The sequence below is a fragment of the Mammaliicoccus vitulinus genome (genome assembly GCF_029024305.1).
Taxonomy (GTDB): Bacteria; Bacillota; Bacilli; order Staphylococcales; family Staphylococcaceae; genus Mammaliicoccus; species Mammaliicoccus vitulinus.
In genome coordinates, this window is the sequence record NZ_CP118974.1 from 1,858,502 (window position 1) to 1,879,249 (window position 20,748).

Sequence of the window (20,748 nt, forward strand, 5' to 3'; positions counted from 1 at the left end):
ATTTGTCGACAGTCTAAAGTATATTCCTATTGAATATACTGATTAATATTTTCAATGAATTGATGATATATAGCTTCACCATCAAATTGCATACTTCTTATTTGAGCTTGTTCAATCATTTTTTGTATTTCATCAGTATTATAATTTCCCATTATATATGCCAATTGATTGCCATAATATTTTACATTTTGTTGTTCAATTAAATAGCCATTGCGTTCATTTTCTATTAAATATTCTGGACCATAACACCCTTTATAACTTACGACAATATTGCTTTGGTACATTGCTTCTAAAATGACTAAGCCAAATCCTTCAACTTTTGAAGGAACTGCAGTGATTTTACTTTTGGCTAGTATTTTAGAAAGTTGATTTGTTGTTGGTTTTAATTCGATGAGATCGCTAATGCCATATTGTTGAATCATTTGGATATAGTTTTCTTTTTCTTGTCCATCCCCATATAATTCTACATGATATTGATTTTCCCTCATTGTTTCTTGTATATAGTTAATACTTTCAATTAACAAATCAAATCCTTTTTCTTGTTCAAAACGTCCAGCCGCCACAATAACATTGTGCTTTTCAACATCATATTTAATTTCATTAAGTATATTTGGCACGATTATAACTTTTGTATGAGACAAACCATGTTGATAATCTTGCTGATCTTCGTTTGTTAATGTTGTAACTAAGTCTAGCTTATTATAAGTGCGCAAAATATCTTTTTGATATTGTTCATCATGGGCATGCAAATACATATGTTCCATACCAATTTTAAAAACATCATTAGGTGCATATTCAGCAATGAGTAAATTATAACTTGCACGAGTACCTACAATAATATCTGTATCAACATTATTTATCTCTCGAACAATTTGTTTTTCTATATAGCTTGAAAATTGATGTAATCCTGGTTCAGATGGATGAATGATTTTCGGTTTAAGCATAGGCGTATATTTATTGATTCTATTCATCAATATATTAGTTAATCCTTTAAATGTTTTATTATATTCAATTATCGATGTTATTTCAATTTTTTCATTCAAGTCAAAGTATGGTTTTTGTCTCGCTTTAAAAACTGAAATAATTTTTACAGGATGACCTTTTTCACTTAATATGTTCGCCAAATTTGAAATTGATTTCGTTGTACCGCCCATATGATATATATTGTGAACTAAAAATGTAAAAGACTTCATAACAATCCCCTATTTCAGATCATAGCATCTTCTATCAGTTGAGTGATAGCTTCGTATGAATCATTATTTTTGTTGATATATTTATCATTAATCATATTATATTGATTATCCATTATAGCTTTGAATAAAAGCGCTTTTTCAAAGTATTGATTCTCGTTAATTAATTCATATACATGTTTATATAGACCGCGATGATAATCATAATCTTTAAAGTCAGGTGTATATAAGTATACCTTTTTATCAATCGTTAATGCATCAAAAATAATAGAAGAATAATCACTAATGACAATGTCAGATACTAATATAAGCTGCTGAGTTTCAAATTGGTTAATATCGATATCATTTTTATGTTTATTCGATTGATCTTCTTCATGATATTTGTAGATGATATTATATTTAGACTTTATTTCTTCAGGAAATACTAGTAAAAAATCATTTTCTTTATTGTCTCTCCATGTAGGTGTATATAAAATCGTTTCTTTATCCTTATCTAAGTTTAACAGTTGTTTTATATGATCTACTTCATTCGTATTAGTTTGATATTCTAATAAATATTGATTTCTAGGATATCCACATGACACTATCTTAGTTTCATGCATTGGAAAAGCTGATTCAAACACATAATTGATTGATGCCACATCTGTAATAAAATAATCTTGCTTAATCAACTTATTGTATTTACGTGCTCTATAATTATAAATATCATTATTCTGTTTCGGTTCTTTACTATCTAAGAATAATCGTTTCAATGGTGTACCATGCCATAATTGTATAATCGTACCATTAGGTTTAATATGATCTGGTAAATAACTTTCTAGTATCACGACGCTAGCTTTTTCTATCACGTCATTTATAGAAGCATGATCTGGTGAAATAAAATGAGCACCTTTTTTATCCTTAGTAACGAAGTACACTGTGTATCTAGAATGATGTTCAGTTATATATTCAAACAAATATTTCGAATTACCTCTATATCCAAAATCAAAACCTAAAAATACAATATAAGGCTTTAATTGTGATTTATCTTTTTCATAAATATTGATAGATTGCATTTGTTTTTGGATAGCTTTCTTATTTAAATTTTGATAAGCACTTTTTGGTAATTTGAATTTTGTTTTCAACATAATCTTGTCTATCGTTCTTACATTATACGGTAAATTTATTTCTTTCGTATCAAACACAGGTTTTATAGAGCTTAATATTGCCAATTTATTAATATAAAATTTCGACTCTGAATCAATGTTTTGTCCTTTGAAAGACTTCAAACACTGTGCACTAGGTTTATTTTGATGATTAAAATTAAATACAACATGTGAATCTATTTTAATTTCATCTAAATAAATCAAAGCATTTAATGTAATATCGAAAATGTTTTCCCATTCAACGTTTGAAATTAGCCACTTTAAATCTTCTTTCCGAAAGATCATATTTGGTTGAAGCGTTATATTATTAAACCAGTCATTAACTGTTATAAATGCCTTCCCCATATATCTACTATCATTTGTATAATAACCATTGTTCGTATAGTCAACTATAAAAGTATGGTCATCCAATGCTGTATGATTTACTGCTTCATCTCTAACTTGAGTATTTTTATCTTTTAAAATAATATGACTCGCTTCACGACAATATGAATTTATAAAGCTTTTTAAATCCAATTGCTCATGAAAATCTATAACTTTAATCATTTTACACCTCGTATATCATTAAATTAATACAATAAATTGACTTCATTAACTATACATATTACATTATATTAATAATGTAATATGAAATCTCTGTATTATATTTAAATCCTCAAATTTTTAGAAACGAATGGAGTTTACTTATGTTATTTAAAAGCAAAAAGCTTTTTTCAATTATTATTACTTCTTACAATAATGAAGATAAAATTGAACGCGCTATTGATTCTATCTTAAATCAATCGTTAGATTCAAGAAATTATGAAATTATTGTTGTTGATGATAGTTCCACAGACAACACACAAAATTTAGTTAATAAATACGATTCAAAAAACATTAAACTCATAGTATTAGACCAAAATTCTGGCGGCCCTTCTAAACCAAGAAACACTGGTATAAAAGAAGCTGCTGGTAAATACGTATATTTTTTAGATGCTGATGACTATTTAGCACCCGGTATATTAGATAGGATTGCTAATGATGATGAGCTTCTTAAATCAGATATGATTATAGGCAGAACAATACGTAGAAATGATAATTCATTAACTGTTCACGCAAGATTTATGAGTAATGAGAATCGTTATAATTATAACATTAACGAGGTTCCCTATATTTATAATCACTTTGGTCCGCCATCTAAATTTATGAAACTTACGATTATTCAAAAAAATAATATAATATTTCCAGAAGATTTGCATTTCGGCGAAGATAAATTGTTTTTTACAAAGCTCAGTCAATTTATAACTAAAGTTTCTACAATCACTGATGATAGCTCATTTATAGATAGAACAACTTCTAATCAATCCTTAACAAAATCAATTAATTTCTATAAAAAAAGAGAATCTGATTTACAAATTATTGATTACTTATTAGATCAAGAAGTAAATGAAAAAAACATAAAACTATTAAATAGATTTTTAGAATTTGATTTACTTAAAAGTTGTAATAGTTTTGTGTTTTTGAATAGTGAAAAAACAGAGCAAATAAATTATTTCAATCAAATTAGCGATGTCTTCAATAATCAACTCATCAAAGATAAAGTAATTAATCATATTAGTAGTGAATACAAAGATGCTATTCAATATATTCAAAATAATGATTTTGAAACATTTATATCTTTCTTCACTTGGTTAAAAAAAGGATCTAAAATAATTGATAATCAACAAAACGAAATAAAATTAACTGATATGAAATACAAATATTCTATACCTTTTCAACAAACAAATTTACTGAATCTTGTAGAATCCAAGAACGAAATAAAGATTCAAGTTAGTATTTATGGCGTTGAAAAAGAATCCATTCTCAATTTATCTATCATGTCTAGAAACGATTATAAAGAAGATATTGTCATTGATGATTTTGAAATCACTGATAATATTATGACTATTTCTATACCGAAAGATAAAATTAATGAGAAAAAAGCAGCCATTTATAATTGTATTATTGTTTATGAAGGCTTTAAACATTTAAATATTAAGTATGGTTATGATAAAAAGACCAACTTAAAAGATAAAAACGGTGTGTTTTATCCTACTATTAATGGTAATTTATCTTTAAAATTAACCAATAAATAAATTTTAATTTAAGAGAGCAGAAAAGACTCTAGTAATTACAGAGTCTTTTCTGCTCTTTATTATGCCTTAAAATATTTTTTCAACTATGCGTTTTGCTGCATTACCTTTTTCAAATGAACAGAATTTTTCATAAAAGTCTTTGTATTTATTTTTATAATTTTCATTAACCTCTTCAATGCTTTGAATAGCCTCAATAAGTGAATCATTATCTTTCAATAATGGACCTGGCGCTTCATCTTCAAAGTTCATGTAGAATCCTCTTAAATTATCTTTATAATGTTCTAAATCATAAGTGAAGAATAACAATGGTTTCTTAGTATTAGCATAGTCAAACATTACTGATGAATAATCTGTAATGCATATATCACTAATGAGATACAAATCGCTAATATCTTCATAACTTGCAACATTATAAATAAAGTCTTCTAAAGATTTATCAATAATAATTTTATTGCTAATTATAATATGAGGTCTTAAAAGTAAAACATATTCTTCTCCAAGTTTTTCTTTCATTTGATGTAAGTTTAATTTTAAGTTAATTAAATGTTTTTTAGCTGAAGAGACTTCATCATCCCTAAATGTAGGTGCATATAATATAACCTTTTTATCTTTAGGAATTGATAGTTTTCGTTTAATAATATTTTGCTTATTCTCTATTTCGCTCTCATTTTGATAAAATACATCGTTACGAGGATAACCAACCTCTAACATTTCTTTGTCATATTTAAACGCAGATTTAAAGCAATTTGTAGCATATGGACTTGGTGAAACTAAATAGTCCCATTTTGAAACAGAATTGTTAATACGATCAATATATCCTTCATCTCTACCTTTAAAATCATCTACATCATTCAACATTTTTTTCAAAGGCGTACCATGCCAAGTTTGAATATAAACAGTATTCTTTTTCTTCTCGATATAATGAGGGAAATTCTGATTATTAATCCAATATTTAGCAATTGATAGATATTTATAATAACTTGGACTTAACCTTTTAACCGTTATTACATTTTCATCGTCAAATGGATATATTTTGTTTGAAACCCATACTATTTTATACCCTTTATCCAATTCTTTTATTTGGTCATATATCATTTTTGGACTGTCTGTAACTTGTTTTCCTAAATTGCTTTCAATCACAATTAATTTCTCATCAATTTTGGCGAATTTAACTAATAGCTTATTCATATATGACATTGTATCAAAATATTTCTTATGTCTTCTAAATCGCTTAAAAACATGTTGAGACAGGATATCATATTTCAAAGTATCTTTTATAAAATTCCTTCTTTTAAAATCTTTTGCAGCTTGATAAATTCGTTTTGAATTCTCAGTATCTTTGTACTCTATAAAGTTGTTCGCTTTATTAATAATCGATTGTTCGTTTTTAAACCCATTATCTACGTAGTTATGAGTTGCTTCCAGTACAGATGGAACATTATCTATAATTTTACCTGGTAATTCTCTATCTATATCTATGTGTGAAGGTAAATTGCCAATAAATCTATCCCTATCAAATTGATAATAAATAACAGGCTTTTCTAAGAAACTAAAATCAAATGCAACACTAGAATAATCTGTAATCATCAATTTACTTTCTTTAATTAGGAACTGAACATCAACTTCCCCTTGTCTAATCACTTTTATATATTCTGGGATATCAAAATATTCGATAAAGGCTTGCATATTAGGATGCAAACAGAAAATAACTTCTACATTCTTAGTTTGAACAATTTCTTTCCATTCCGGATTATTTAATAAATCATTATAATTTTGTAAATAATCTGATTCTAATAAACTATTAATATTTGTAATCCAATCACGCCAAGTTGGGATAATTAAAATTTGATTCTTTTCTTCTACATTATTTTTAAATAGTTCATCAAATCTGGATAGACCTGTTACTTTAGCTTGATAATCATCAAACAATAAGTCTCTATTAACAATTTGTTTTTCTCGTTTTGAACTTGTGATAAACATGTCTACATTAAAGTCTTTAAGTTGTTTACCATTAATTTGAGTTAAGTTTTTAGTACCTAACACACCATGCTGTAAGAAAACACGTTTAGCTCTTATTTTCTTGACATAACTTGCTTCGTGACTTGGGAAAAGTAATTCTGTATGATGTGTACTACAAATTACGTCAGCTTTAATCATTAATTCAAAGTGTTCTTTAGATTTAAAATAAATAACATTGCCGAATGGTTCTACTTTTTTTCTTTCATCAGAGTTGCGATCTATGACATAATAAACTTCTTCCTCAGGGTGTTCCATTCTCATATATTTAAAGAAATGATATCCATTATCTTGAGCTTTATACGACTTTTCACCTACTACCCATACTTTATTCTTATTTAAATTATTCTTAATTAAAGTAGGATAATCATGCATTAATTTTTTATAGGCTTCATAATCTTCTTTAGCATATTCATTAATTCTGAATGATAAGTTTCTACCTTTCATTGTGAAATACGGAACGGCAGTCTTAACTGAATGATTTACATCTATAGATACTTCACCTTTAGCAAATCTTTCTACCATAATTCTCGGATTTCCTAATTTAACCTCAATGATGTTTTTAAACTCTTTAACTTTAATATTTAAAAAGATATCTATAATATCTTCGGAATCAAATTCATCTTTTAAAAATTGTTTTAATTCCTCTATAATATCAACTTCAAAATCATAACTTATTGAATTTAATGATTTATACACATTAAATATTATCGGTTCTAAAGGTATCTCTATAAATTTCTCACTTAACCTTGAAGTAATTATTATATTGGCATACTCAAGGGTAGAATTTTGAATTGAAAACTTACCTTTTAAAAATGCCTGTTTATTATTTATTATAATTTTATCTATATGTCTTCTAGCGAAATATGTTGAAACTGGTAGTTGTGGTTTTAATGTGAATTGGATAATGCCATTTTTAGTTAAATATGGCGTAATTGTTGCTTCATCATTTATAATCGTTTCGAAATTTTGTATGTCGTACTTATACTTTTTAACATTTACTTTTTGTATAGATTGAGTTATACCATCTGATTTCTCAAGTAGAAAGAAAATTGTTTCTCTATCATACTGTGAAAATGTTTCTAAAACTTCGCTTAAGTTTATTTTAAATTGATTTTTGACATTCGTTTGAGTAAAACTTAATTCATCAAATTCATTTTTTATATAAACATTTACAATATTATCAATAGTCTGATCGAACTCAAATACTAATAATTCATTTTCTTGATAGATATTTAATATTTTCATTTTTATTGAAACTCCTTTTCTTTAATTAGAGTGCTCATAATATATTCGCCTACTCTTTTAGTTGCTTCTCCGTCATCAAGATAATTATATTTATGAGTGAATGCTTTGTATTCTTCAGAATGTGGGATTTTTTCATATTCCCCCGATTTTATATGGGCAATTAAATCTTCACTTGTTTTAAAAATCGGCCCTGGCAACTCTTCTTCATAAGGTAAATAAAATCCTCTAATATCATTTGCATAAGCATCTTTATCATACGCAAAAAATAAAATAGGTCTATGTAAATTCGCATAATCAAAATATACAGATGAATAATCTGTAATCAATGTATCACTCATTAAGAATAGCTCATTTACATCATTCGCCTTTGATAAATCATATATATTATCATAACGATCAAGGTTTAAATGTTCTGAAACTAAGTAATGGGCTCTAATCGCTAAGACATATTCATTACCTAATTGCTTATTAAAATCTTCTAAATCTATTTGTAATTTAAGATTATATTGACCAATATCGACACGATCGTTATCTCTCCATGTCGGAGCATATAAAACTACTTTTTTATTTGTCGGAATATTATATTTTTGTTTCAATTGATAAGCGTAGTCCGCATTATTCAAATTTATCAAATCATCATTTCTAGGATAACCTAATGTCAAAATTTGATCATTTTCAAGATTGAAAGCTGATTGAAACCTCTCTGTAGCCACCTCACTTGGTGACAATAAACTATCCCATCTACTCGTTTCTTTGTTAAAACCATAAAGATATTCTTCTAAAGTAACATCAGGAATTGAAATAACAGTTTGGTCATTAGCAAGTTTCTTCAAAGGTGTTCCATGCCATGTTTGTATATAAAGTTGATTGGATTTTTTCTTTATTTGTGGTGATAACCTTGTATTAACGATCCATACCTTAGCATTATTGTATAATTCAAAGTATGTCTTAGTATTTTTTTTCACTGTTTCAATATTTAAATGAGCAAGTTGTTCATCTAACGTATCATTATCCGATACGACTACATGTTTATATTCAGGCAATGCTTTGCTCAAATAAAAATAGAGCATTCTAGGTGAATCAGAAAAAGATTTACCATTGAATGATTCATATATTATTATATTATCAATTTTTTCCGAAAAGATTTTCGTTGAATACTGTGCTGATCTAACAGTACTTAACAATTTTCTAAATTGTGAAATCATGTAGCTATATTTATAATTTCCTTTTTTCATAGCTTTAATCTCTAAATTTTTAAATATACTTTTTTTCGGCGATTTATAATCGATTCTTTTCAATAAAATTGATAATTCACACCTGTTTTCGAGTATAAAATCAAACTTATAAGGAAATAGAGGATTGAATACTTTATTAAAATAATAAAATAATTTTTCTTTTGATGTTGAATCAATCTGTTCCTTATTACTATAAAATGCAACTGTACTATTGAATGAATCTTCAGTCATTAAAAATAATTTTTCTTTCATAAATGCTCCTCTAAATCATGATTTACACAAAATTAACATATTCTATTATAATACACTAATGATTTATAAATTTAAACTGATGTCCTTTCATCACGATGCAAAATGTTATTTAATGAGATTAATTACTTCAAAACAACTTAATAATACCTTTACTAAGTAGACAAATAGTTTACATTAATATATATATATATTAAGCTTAACTATATAAAATAATGGGGTGAAAAAAATGCGTAGAGTAATTACTTATGGAACTTATGATTTACTACATTATGGTCATATTGAGCTTTTAAGAAGAGCGAAACAGCATGGTGACTATTTAATCGTTGCACTTTCGACGGATGAATTTAATAAGCTGAAAAATAAAAAATCATATTATAATTATGAACAAAGAAAAATGATGTTAGAGTCTATACGATATGTAGACCTTGTAATACCTGAAAACAACTGGGAACAAAAAACAGATGACGTTTTAAATTACAAAGTTGATACATTCTTAATGGGACATGACTGGGAAGGTGAATTTGACTTCTTAAAAGATCATTGTGAAGTGATTTACCTTAAAAGAACTGAAGGCATCTCAACAACTCAAATTAAAAAAGAATTATATGGTAACGAATAGAACACTTGACTGTGTTCTTTTTTTATAACAATAAATGTCATTTTTTAGCAATTATGGTAATATAGAGTAAAAAATATTAGGAGAGATAGATGAAAAGATCATATAAATATTTGATATGTATTTTAGTAGTATTTGTCATTATATTTGGTATAGCACAGCTTAAAAATTTGCATGATAAGAAAGATACTATAACAAAAGAAAACAAGCAGTCTTATAAAGGCCAAAAGCCTAAAAATAAGCAAGATATTGATAAACCAAATACAAAATCTTTTTCTAAATACAAAGATATTGATCGATATTTAAAAAAAAGAAATTTCAATGGAAATATCACAGTATATAAAGATAATAAGTTAGTTATGAGCAATAGCTATGGGTATAGAGATTTTGAAAATGGCATAAAAAATGACTCTAAGTCAATGTATTTAATAGGTTCTGCTAATAAATTCATAACTGGTTTAATGTTAAGACAATTAGAAGAAAAAGGAATAATCAATTTAAATGATAATGTAAATAAGTACATACCTAACTTTCAAAATAAATACCCAATAACTATTAAAGATTTAATGTTACACCGTAGTGGTTTAGCTAAAACTAATTTAATTCCATACTACTATGGTTTAGATGGCGCTATTGAAAGTATTAAATTAAGGGGCGTTGTACTTAATCGTTATCATCAATATAACTATAATGATGTCAATTATATAACAATAGCTAAGGTAATAGAAAACGCTACTAAAAAATCGTTTGAAGAAAACCTTAATGAACTGATTATTAAGAAGGCCCATTTAAAATATACGGCTAGATATACATCAGCTAAACATAGTAAATATATGGTTAATGGATATAAATCTATCAAGAACCAGTACATATATACTCAACCAAAGAATTTAGATAAATATGATGGAGCCGGGAATATTTATATCTCTACAGATGATATGGCTAAACTCATCAATAAATTTAAATCAGGACAAATGCTTTCTAGTTCATCAACTGCAAACTTGCTATCAGCTGGTAATAATAATATCTATCCAAGTAGCTATAGATATGGCTTTTATAGTTATTTAAATTATCAGAGATATAGAGGTGTATTTTATCAAAATGATATTATTTCTTACTCAAATAATCGATACATTGTATCTATAGCAAGCAATAAGCTAAGCGAACCTTATCAGCAAGAAACTGAAAAATCATTAAAATATATATATATAAATATACTTAAGCAACAATTAACATAAAAAAACTAGAGACAATCATAGTGATTGTCTCTAGTTTTTTATGTTATAACCGCTCTTTTTTATTGTAGTGAGGCTATATTTATACGAATCGTTCTTTTATTTTTTCACTACATCTTTAATTTCTTTACTTAAGATTGGTCCAAATGATTCTGAATAAGTATTGGTCATATGGTCCATATCTCTATATACAACAATATTACCTATTGTTGGTCTATATTCACCGTTAACTTTAAAGTATTCAGTAGGATCGAATTTTGGTAAGTCTTTATTGGTTTTAGCTAATTTTTTCCAATATGATTCATCTTGTTGGTTATTAGCTTTATTCATCAATTTAATAGTTTCTTTTTCACCAGACTTCTCTAGTTCTTCAGATACACTGAATTCATATCTTGGTATATCTCTTATTGCCATGACATTGATATCATAATCAGTCTTAACTTTTAATAATTCATCAACCATTTGTTGTTGAATTTTGTCACTATTAGAATCTGCTGCCGTGACATGTGATAAAACTAAATCAATATCATTTGATTTTTTCAAATAGTTTTCTACATTTTTTACCCATTGTCCTTTTAATGAATCATCTTCATATCCAGTAGAGAATCTTGTTCCTGATCTTGTTATATTAATAACTCTATAGTCATTCTCTTTAGCAGCTTCTATAACTGCTCCTAACCAATGTTCTGAATGTGAACTACCTACTAATGCTATTGTTGCTTTATAATTCTTTTTCTTTCCGTAAGTACCTATTTTTAAATCAGATTTTTTCAAACCTTGGTTCGTATCATCTAAATGTGATTCAGGAAGATCATCAAATACGTTTGCGAATTCAGGTTTTGGATCATTTTCTTTTATTTTACCTTTAGAAATTGCTGCTAAAGCTCCAGGATAATCTTTGCTCGCAAGTTCTTTATCATCTGACATTTTGACGTACGCATTATATGAAAATAAAGCAGCAATCAATATAATATTTGCAAGTGCAATAATACCAATTTTCTTAAATGCAACTTTATTAAATTCCGCATTTCTAATTGGTGCTTCAACATATTTAGTAGTAATAAATGATAGTACAATTGACAACGCAATTATAAGTACACCTGAAATAATACCTGGTGTTTCAGATATATTATATTTATAGAAAGATAGTAAAACCCAGTGCCATAAATAAATACCGAATGAAACGCCACCTAATTTTATCATGATTGGCATAGATAAGAAGTTTTTAACACCATACTTTGTCTCCTTATTTCCAGATAAAATGATAAGTAATGCACAAGTCATCGGCCATAACGCTATATATCCTGGGAACATTGTGGATACATCAAATAATGCACCTGTTAAAATCAATCCAATTAGACCAATCCATCCTATTATTTCAGCAGCAAAATTCGATATTTTAATTCGGCTTAAATTAATACAAAGTAAACCGCCTAATGCAAACTCCCATACTCTCGTAAAAGTAATAAAATAAGCTAATGGTTGGTTAACTTCAGTTAAATAAACAGAATACGCAAATGACGCAACGAATATAACTCCTAAAACTACGTTTACCAGTCTTTTACCATTCGATAAATTATACTTTTTAATTAAGAACAAAATTCCCGTAAATAATAGGAACCAGATAATGTAAAATTGCCCTTGAATAGACATTGCCCAATAATGTTCAAGAGGACTCTTCATTTGATTAGCATCTAAGTAATCTGTATTACTTATAGCTAATTGCCAATTTTGATAATAGAACATCGATGAAATTACTTCTTTAATTGTTTTATCAAAAATTGTCGATGGAAGGAAGAAAATACTTAATATTAGTATGACTAATATTATTATAAATGCCAGAGGGAATAACCTCTTCATTAACTTAGATATGTATGGCCAAAACTTAAATTCCCCAGTTTTGTTAATAGTGGATATGATAGATGTCGTGATTAAAAATCCAGATACCACGAAGAAAACATCAACTCCACCAGATACTTTACCAAACCAAATGTGATAAATAGCTACTAATAACGCTGCTATAATACGTAATCCTTCTATTTCGGGACGAAATTTTCTTTCTATACTAATCATATTTTTATTCATTTTTAGACTCCATCTCAATAATTGTTTATTATGCAATTATAAATTATATCAAACAATTAACCGATGTAAAGCATGTTAAAGAAATATTTATTTTATGTAAATATCAAAAAACTAAGATATACAATAATTATATAATAAACATCTATTAACATTTTTTTACATTTGTTATAAAGAAGGCTACTCATAACCTAACCCTCTCCCGCTCTTTCCTACGATTAGTCTGGGACATAATTCCTAACTCAAAATAAATCACCCAATCCGGTGGAATCATTTTCGGATTGGGTGATTTTATATTTCTGATTATGTAAAGTGCTGACGCCCAGGCAAGCATGCACTTTACATAATTATTATATTTTAGGACATTTATGTTCCACTCTCGTTTTTTTAACTTTTAATGAGCTATTTTTTTACTTTTATTTCTTATATTTCTTAAATTCATTTTCGTTTTAAGTTTTAAAAGTTTCATTTGGTAATTTCTATAAGTTTTCTTGTCAAAGTCTACTTTCAAGCCTTTCGATACTTCTACATACTTATTGTAATGAGCACCAGTAGAAATTGTTAAAACCAATTCTTTTAAGTCATGAACACTATCCGTTTCAATCGTCTCAACAACATTCAAATAATTGACGGCTGGATTTAATAAATGATTTAGATCGTCTACTTTCATGAAATTATTGCGGATTAAAAAGTAAATTATTAAATAGTCCATTCTATAGCTATAATAATTACTCACCTTTTCTTTTAAACCACTCAAAATATCCAAAGTTCTCTTTCTTACTTCTGTTGCATCATTTAAATACTTTTCAATATGTTTATAGCTTGTTGCAACAATCGAATCTTCAATACCAATATTATATAAATATGCTTGGTCGTCTATTATTGTAATTTTACTGTTTGACCACGCTTTTAAATTAAATGTATGTTCCTCACAAAAAGTTATATCTTCATCAAATCTAATATCTCTTATAATTTCATTTTTATATAATTTACCATATGGTCCTATTGACTGAGTAATCTCAGGTGTCCTATTTAATGAAGTATGTTCGATAGCTGATAGTTCGTTATAAGTTTTAATTGGTCGAACTTCTTCACCAATTAAATGTAATACTTTCCCTACAACTATATCTGTGTTGTTTTCTTTTATCGCACCTACCATTTTATCAATTATTCCATCGCCTAATTTATCATCAGCGTCACAAAACATAATGTACTTGCCTTTAGCAATGCTAATCCCTTCATTTCTCGTTGCTGCTGCGCCTTTATTCTCTCTGTTTACTAAAATGATATTAGGATTATCTATTTTACTAATAATATCTGCACTTTTGTCTTTAGAGCCATCATTAATACAAATGATTTCATGTTCATAGTTACTTTTTATAGAATGAATTGTTTCTTCTATTGTTTTTTCGGCGTTATAAATGGGTATAATGACACTTACTTCCATAGGGTTAAGCTCCTTTGTTTATAAAATCAATTAGTTTTTTTGTAGCATCAAAGTTCGTATATTGATGCCACATCGGTTTAATTTCATTATTAAGCTTACTTTGATTGACCAGTTTATAAAGTGTGTCTAGATCATATGCTTTATTCTCTTTTGTCATTTCATAATAATGTTTATTTAAACCTCTCATTTCATCATACTTTTCTTCATCATAACAATAAAATACAATCGGTTTATTTAATATAGAAGCTTCAATACTTAGTGAACTATAATCTGTAATAATAACATCTGCCATTTCAACCAATTCTTGTATATCTCTTTCGTCTGAATCATAGTTTTTAATGCTCGGATGTAATTTAGTTATAAGTTCATAGTTAGGACACATCTGTTCAAATTCATTTTTATCTATTGTATGGATGTCAGTCGTATAGTCTCTATATGTTGGCGCATATAAAGCCATTTTTTTAGAATGCTCATGACTTATATGTTTATTTTTATAGTGATCTAATCTTGGTAATCCAAATGGTAACATCTGTTCTGCTTTAGCATCTAAACTTTTTATAAACACTTCTTTCATAATGTCTGAACTTACAAGATAATAATCAGTAAAATGATAAACCGCCAAATAATTTTTAATTAACTGCTTATTATTTTTATTAATACTATTATCTTCAAGCCCAAATTTTTTCAATGCTCCAGCAGCATGCCAAGTTTGAAAAACATTTTGTTCAGCTGATTTACTTATACTGCCTAGTAATAAATAATATGTATCGATAATAATCGTCTTACTATTTTTAATAGCCTTTAATTGTTGCAATACATATTTGTTTCTTAAGTTTATCACTTTATCAACTTCTAAGTTATTTGCAAATTCTATCCATTGTGGATGGGCAATTATAGTAATATGATAATTTTCATTTTTTAATGCTTCAATTATTGGTAGCACGTCTTCTTTAAATGTCATAAACACGACAGCATTTCTACTTTTTATATTATGTTTAAAAAATCGATTAAATATAAGTAATGCTGAAAGATAAATTTGTTTAATCACACTTCTAATCACGTTGACACTTCCTAACATTTATTAAGTTACTTTATAAAATAAGGATTACTCTTATGAGCAATCCTTATTTTAATTATTAATATTTTAAATAAAATCAGCAAACCTTTGTCTGAATTTAATGTGTAAAATTGCACCTACAACAAAGAATAATATCGTAACACATATGTTATAAAGTGCTAGTTGCCAATGCTCTATTAAGTACCAATTATCATAAAGAATTGCAGCTCTATAGCCTTCAGCAAAGAAAAATACTGGGTTTAATTTCATAATCATTTCGATAACAGACCCTTTATCTGGTATCCATAATATCGGTGACATATAGAATAACATTCTTAATATAGCTTGCATCGCCATTTGAGTATCACGTATAAGCACACCTAATGTTGACGTCAGCAATGATACTGAAAATGCAAATAAATAAACTAAAGGTAAATATATAAATAGTTGTAAAATGTATATAGAAGGAACTATTCCCGCTGGAATACAAAGTAAGACTATTACAGCAACTAAGATTATATGACCATAAAATTTACTTGTTAAAATATATGCCGGAATTGCTGATAACGGAAAGTTCATTTTTGCTACTTGATTGAATTTAGTACCGATAGACTTAGTTCCTTCAAGTATGCCTTGGTTCACGAAGAACCACATACTAATACCGACTAATAAATATAATATAAATGGTACACCATCAACTGGACCATTCTGTCGAATACCAAATCCAAATGCAAACCAATAAACAAATATTTGTAGGACAGGATTAATTAATTCCCACACTAGTCCAAGATAGTTATCATGATTGGAAATTTTTAATTGGAATTGCGCTAATCTTTGTATTAAATAAAAGTTTTTAACGTGCTCTTTTATCACCGTAAACACAGCATGCATGAATATCACTCTCTCGCTTAGACATTTATAACTTAATCAATAATATAGCATCAATTGACGTTAGATGATATATTTATCTTTAGGTTTATCTCTTAATTACAGAACATATTTAATTTACATGATTCCAACAGAATTTACAATAAATTTACTTAACTCGTAAAATAATGCATAATAGACTTGTTAATAATTATAAGGAATGAAGTACATATGAATGAAACAGTTATCATTAATAATCTAACAAAAGAATATAAAATTTTCCGTAACAATAAAGAAAGATTAAAGGATGTATTTTTACCGAAACATCAGTCTAAACGATTTTTTGCCCTACAAGATATTACTTTCACTGCATATGAAGGTGACATTATTGGTTTGGTAGGTATAAATGGTTCTGGTAAATCAACTTTAAGTAATATTATAGGTGGATCGCTGCAACCTACAGGTGGCGAAATAGAACGTCATGGTGATGTGAATGTTATAGCAATAAATTCTGGATTAAATACACAATTAAATGGTGTAGATAATATTGAATATAAAATGCTATTACTTGGCTTTTCAAAAAAACAAATTAAAGAACTAACACCTGAAATTATAGAATTCTCAGAGTTAGGAGAATTCATATATCAACCAGTTAAAAAATATTCTAGTGGTATGAAATCGAAATTAGGCTTTGCAATTAATGTAACTGTAAATCCGGATATCCTAGTTATTGATGAAGCCTTATCTGTAGGCGATCAAACTTTCACTAAAAAAAGTTTAGATAAAATGAATCAATTTAAAGAAGCAGGAAAAACAATATTCTTTGTCAGCCATAACATCGGTCAAGTTAAAGATTTTTGTACTAAAATAGCTTGGATTGAAGGCGGAAAGCTAAAAGAATTTGGTTCTACTGAAGAAATATTACCGAAATATGAATCATTCTTAAAAGCATTTAATAAAAAGTCTGCTAAAGATAAAAAAGCGTTTAAAGATGAATTAGATGCCACTCGATTTTATATTAAGTAACAAGCACTTAAATTAACAATATTATAAAATAAAAGCACGACATGTAGAGGTCTGATATGCTCCCTGTTAAGTAGTCACGTAAATAGTGAAAACTTAACAGGGAGTTTTATTATGACTAGAAAAATGAAAGTAGATATCAATATCTTATTGAAAGCTTTTGAATTATATGAGGAAGGATATAGCTTTTTAAACGTGATTGAGATGTTATCATTAAATATTACTCATGGTAGATTAGGGGAAAAATATCATAGGTATAAATTATATGGCATTAATGGATTGTTACCTAAAACAAAAAATAACTCATATTCATCATCTTTTAAATTACAAATTGTTAATGAGTATTTTAATGAGGATTTATCTTTAACACAGTTGGCTATTAAATATAATATTTCTTCACATACTACTATTCGTAATTGGATAAAACGTTATACTATGGGTAAAGAGAACAAAACATATTCTCCAAAACCCGAGGTGTATACGATGAAAGCGAGAAAAACGAGTTTAGAAGAACGTATTAAAATAGTTAAAGATTACATAGAAAATAATAGTGATTATAAAACAATCGCTGAAAAATACTCAGTGACTTATGGCCAAGTTTATAATTGGGTAAAAAAATATAAAGCTCATGGTAATGCTGGTTTAGAAGATGGAAGAGGCAAAGGGAAACCTCAATCCATAATGACAGAAGAAGAAATAAAAGATGCTGAAATTAAAGCATTAAAAGAACGAAATAAATATTTAGAAATGGAGAACGAGGTTTTAAAAAAGCGGAGAGAATTCGAAAGAGAGATGATGAATCAAAAAGTAAACAAATCGCGTCGTACAAAACGATCAAAGCGCTAAAAAATAAATACCCAATTAAGTGGTTATGTAGTGTTTTAGGAATAAATAGATCAAGTTATTATAAATGGACAAACAGAAAACAATCTAAGAGAGAGCTTGAAAACAATGCATTAATGGAAGATATCAACGATATCTATCATCAATATCAAGGTATTTATGGTTATAGACGCATTTACATCTATATTCGTCTTAAATTAAATAAACGTGTAAATCATAAGCGAGTATATAGATTAATGAAGCAATTAAAATTAAAAGCTATTATATGTCGCAAAGCCAAGCGATATAACTCTTTTACTCCTGAAGTAACTGCACAAAATATTTTAAATAGATCATTTAATGAAGTTGAGAAAAATAAAAAATGGTTAACTGATGTGACTGAATTCAAATTAAAGAATGGTAAGAAAATATACTTAAGTGCTATATATGATTTAGGTAGCAAAAAAATTTTAAGCTATGAATTGAGTAGTACAAATAATAACCAATTAGTATTTAATACATTTGATAAAGCTGTTAAACAAGTGAAAAATACCAAGGGTATTATATTTCATAGTGATAGAGGTTTTCAATATACTTCTAGAAGATTCAAAGCAAAATTAAGAAATCATAACATGATTCAAAGTATGTCGCGTGTAGGTTGTTGTATTGATAATGGTCCAATGGAATCAGGATGGGGAATGATGAAAAGTGAAATCTATAAAGGAAAAAAGAATTTTTCTTTTATAAATTATGAACAAGCAGTGATTGAAATAACAAAATACATTCGTTTCTATAATACTAATCGAATTACATTAAAAATGGCCGAATCTATAGCTTAGCTATGAATTCGACCAAAAATGACATTTTTATTATTTAGTTGTCTACTTGACAGGGTACAGTTCAGTCAGTCTACGTGTCGTGCTTTTATTATTTTCTATTTTAAATTCTACTTGCTAGCGCATATTGTAATTACCTTTAATCATAGAATTAATGGAATTTCTACCTATTAAAAATCTAGAAAAAGGTAAAAATGAAAGTATTACTGCAAGCCCTACACTTAATGATAATGCGAATAAATACGTCGCTATATTATAAATGAAGAATTGATCTATAAAGTGGAACGTATACTTTGCCATATAATAAACCATTATTTTATGTGTTAAATAAATAAAGAATGATATTTCACCTATAAAGTATAAGAAACTAATATCAAATTTCGCTAACTTTTTAGCAATTAATAATATAAATAAGAATGCTAATACTGAATATAAAAGAATATCATATCTATTAGATTGAACTACTGTAACATCATTTTGATATATGGAATAAATAATCGACATGATAACAACGGCAAGACTACTTACTAACCAAATATATCTTTTCTCTATAAAAGCGAGCACTTCATTATAATATCTTCCTAAATAGAACCCAAATATAAAATAGAATAACCAATATAAGATTGATGTTCTATGAAATAATGGATAATACTCGTTCCACCAATGAATATATGTCTCATTATCGTACATTAAAAACGAATGTGTAAAACTAATAACAAAACTAATCATTAGTATAATAAATGGGTTTGATTTACTTAACGCTTTATGGAACAACATGTGTAAAATGTAAAATTGGAATATGACGATTACAAACCAACCATACCAATTTCCAATTAATAATTGATCTTTATATAATTGCCAATATGTTTCTTTATTACCCTCAACTTCGTACTTAGTATAAATATAAAATGAACCTATTAAGAAATACGGAATCATAATATACTTGAATCTTTTCAATAAAAAATTCTGAGGTAATTTATCTTTATATACCATTGATATTAATGACTCTGACAATATGATAAAGCATGGTGTAGCAAAAAGTATTAAGATTTGAAATGACAATACAATCATTCTGTTACTATCTTGTAATTCTACATCTCTTAAATAATTGGACAATATATGAACTGCTACAATAATTAAACAAAATATTGCCCTAGCATATGTAATTTCATGTTTTCTATTCATAAGTACTCCATCTAACATATTTTTGTTACTTAAAAAAGAGTACATGATTTTAATTAGATTGTAAAATAAATCAATATCACTATTTATTATTAAACATTTGTTCATTTATTGAGTGACTCTTTTTTACTCACAATTTTTTACTACTATTTTCACGATTCCATGTTCATTGGTACAGTATATCTTGTCTTTCGTAATTTCTTTTTTCAAAAATTCGTTTATATATATGGGTTTCTTATATTGCACTGTATATTTTCGCCAGCTAACTTCATTTAATAACCATTCACATATGAGCTGGCCTGGTACAATTTCACTATGAATAGGATTATTGTCATTAATTATTTTCAAGTATGTTTCAACGACTTCTTTATCGAATTTCAT

Annotated in this window: 15 protein-coding genes; 5 read left to right on the forward strand and 10 right to left on the reverse strand. The window is 27.3% G+C overall.

Annotation, left to right across the window (positions count from 1 at the left end; all coding sequences use genetic code 11):
• Positions 1 to 26: 26 nt before the first annotated feature.
• Both PYW35_RS09380 and PYW35_RS09385 read right to left on the reverse strand, forming a co-directional pair.
• Positions 27 to 1,193, reverse strand: a complete 1,167-nt coding sequence (locus tag PYW35_RS09380; RefSeq protein WP_103323669.1) for a glycosyltransferase — start codon at positions 1,191 to 1,193, stop codon at positions 27 to 29.
• 14 nt (positions 1,194 to 1,207) lie between these two features.
• Positions 1,208 to 2,881, reverse strand: a complete 1,674-nt coding sequence (locus tag PYW35_RS09385; protein WP_204107838.1) for a CDP-glycerol glycerophosphotransferase family protein — start codon at positions 2,879 to 2,881, stop codon at positions 1,208 to 1,210.
• A 140-nt stretch (positions 2,882 to 3,021) separates the two neighbouring features.
• Between PYW35_RS09385 and PYW35_RS09390 the strand changes: the two genes are divergently transcribed.
• Positions 3,022 to 4,449, forward strand: coding sequence for a glycosyltransferase family 2 protein (locus tag PYW35_RS09390; RefSeq protein WP_204107839.1), 1,428 nt, complete (start codon positions 3,022 to 3,024; stop codon positions 4,447 to 4,449).
• Positions 4,450 to 4,515: 66 nt separating this feature from the next.
• On the opposite strand, the gene PYW35_RS09395 is transcribed toward PYW35_RS09390, so the two are convergent.
• Both PYW35_RS09395 and PYW35_RS09400 read right to left on the reverse strand, forming a co-directional pair.
• On the reverse strand, positions 4,516 to 7,713 hold the full coding sequence (locus PYW35_RS09395; RefSeq protein WP_204107840.1) for a CDP-glycerol glycerophosphotransferase family protein: 3,198 nt from the start codon (positions 7,711 to 7,713) through the stop codon (positions 4,516 to 4,518).
• Positions 7,714 to 7,715: 2 nt separating this feature from the next.
• A complete protein-coding gene (locus PYW35_RS09400; protein WP_204107841.1) occupies positions 7,716 to 9,200 on the reverse strand; it encodes a CDP-glycerol glycerophosphotransferase family protein in 1,485 nt (494 codons plus the stop codon).
• 226 nt (positions 9,201 to 9,426) lie between these two features.
• Between PYW35_RS09400 and tagD the strand changes: the two genes are divergently transcribed.
• Both tagD and PYW35_RS09410 read left to right on the forward strand, forming a co-directional pair.
• The gene (gene tagD, locus PYW35_RS09405) at positions 9,427 to 9,819 is read left to right on the forward strand and encodes a glycerol-3-phosphate cytidylyltransferase (protein ID WP_103323598.1); all 393 of its coding nucleotides are present in this window, start codon (positions 9,427 to 9,429) and stop codon (positions 9,817 to 9,819) included.
• An 89-nt stretch (positions 9,820 to 9,908) separates the two neighbouring features.
• Complete coding sequence (locus PYW35_RS09410) at positions 9,909 to 11,054, forward strand: serine hydrolase domain-containing protein (RefSeq protein WP_103323599.1); 1,146 nt, start codon at positions 9,909 to 9,911, stop codon at positions 11,052 to 11,054.
• A gap of 96 nt (positions 11,055 to 11,150) precedes the next feature.
• Here PYW35_RS09410 and PYW35_RS09415 read toward each other — a convergent pair whose 3' ends face one another.
• The 4 genes from PYW35_RS09415 to PYW35_RS09430 form a co-directional block, all read right to left on the reverse strand.
• Complete coding sequence (locus PYW35_RS09415) at positions 11,151 to 13,136, reverse strand: acyltransferase family protein (RefSeq protein WP_103323600.1); 1,986 nt, start codon at positions 13,134 to 13,136, stop codon at positions 11,151 to 11,153.
• 391 nt (positions 13,137 to 13,527) lie between these two features.
• A complete protein-coding gene (locus PYW35_RS09420) occupies positions 13,528 to 14,580 on the reverse strand; it encodes a glycosyltransferase family 2 protein (protein ID WP_192978023.1) in 1,053 nt (350 codons plus the stop codon).
• 4 nt (positions 14,581 to 14,584) lie between these two features.
• Positions 14,585 to 15,640 carry a CDP-glycerol glycerophosphotransferase family protein gene (locus tag PYW35_RS09425; RefSeq protein WP_204107842.1) on the reverse strand — a complete coding sequence of 352 codons (1,056 nt, stop codon included), beginning with the start codon at positions 15,638 to 15,640 and terminating at the stop codon, positions 14,585 to 14,587.
• Between the two features lie 84 nt (positions 15,641 to 15,724).
• Positions 15,725 to 16,528, reverse strand: a complete 804-nt coding sequence (locus PYW35_RS09430) for an ABC transporter permease (RefSeq protein WP_103323589.1) — start codon at positions 16,526 to 16,528, stop codon at positions 15,725 to 15,727.
• Positions 16,529 to 16,735: 207 nt separating this feature from the next.
• On the opposite strand from PYW35_RS09430, the gene tagH reads away from it, so the two are divergent.
• Positions 16,736 to 17,530 carry a teichoic acids export ABC transporter ATP-binding subunit TagH gene (gene tagH / locus PYW35_RS09435; protein WP_103323588.1) on the forward strand — a complete coding sequence of 265 codons (795 nt, stop codon included), beginning with the start codon at positions 16,736 to 16,738 and terminating at the stop codon, positions 17,528 to 17,530.
• Between the two features lie 111 nt (positions 17,531 to 17,641).
• A protein-coding gene (locus PYW35_RS09440; protein ID WP_103323587.1) for an IS3 family transposase occupies positions 17,642 to 19,188 on the forward strand; the annotation gives its coding sequence in 2 pieces (ribosomal slippage) (positions 17,642 to 18,299 and positions 18,299 to 19,188; 1,548 coding nt in all).
• Between the two features lie 114 nt (positions 19,189 to 19,302).
• Here PYW35_RS09440 and PYW35_RS09445 read toward each other — a convergent pair.
• Entirely contained in the window at positions 19,303 to 20,370 is a 1,068-nt protein-coding gene (locus PYW35_RS09445; protein WP_204107843.1) for an acyltransferase family protein, read from the reverse strand.
• 123 nt (positions 20,371 to 20,493) lie between these two features.
• The gene (locus PYW35_RS09450; protein ID WP_103323352.1) at positions 20,494 to 20,748 is read right to left on the reverse strand and encodes a hypothetical protein; all 255 of its coding nucleotides are present in this window, start codon (positions 20,746 to 20,748) and stop codon (positions 20,494 to 20,496) included.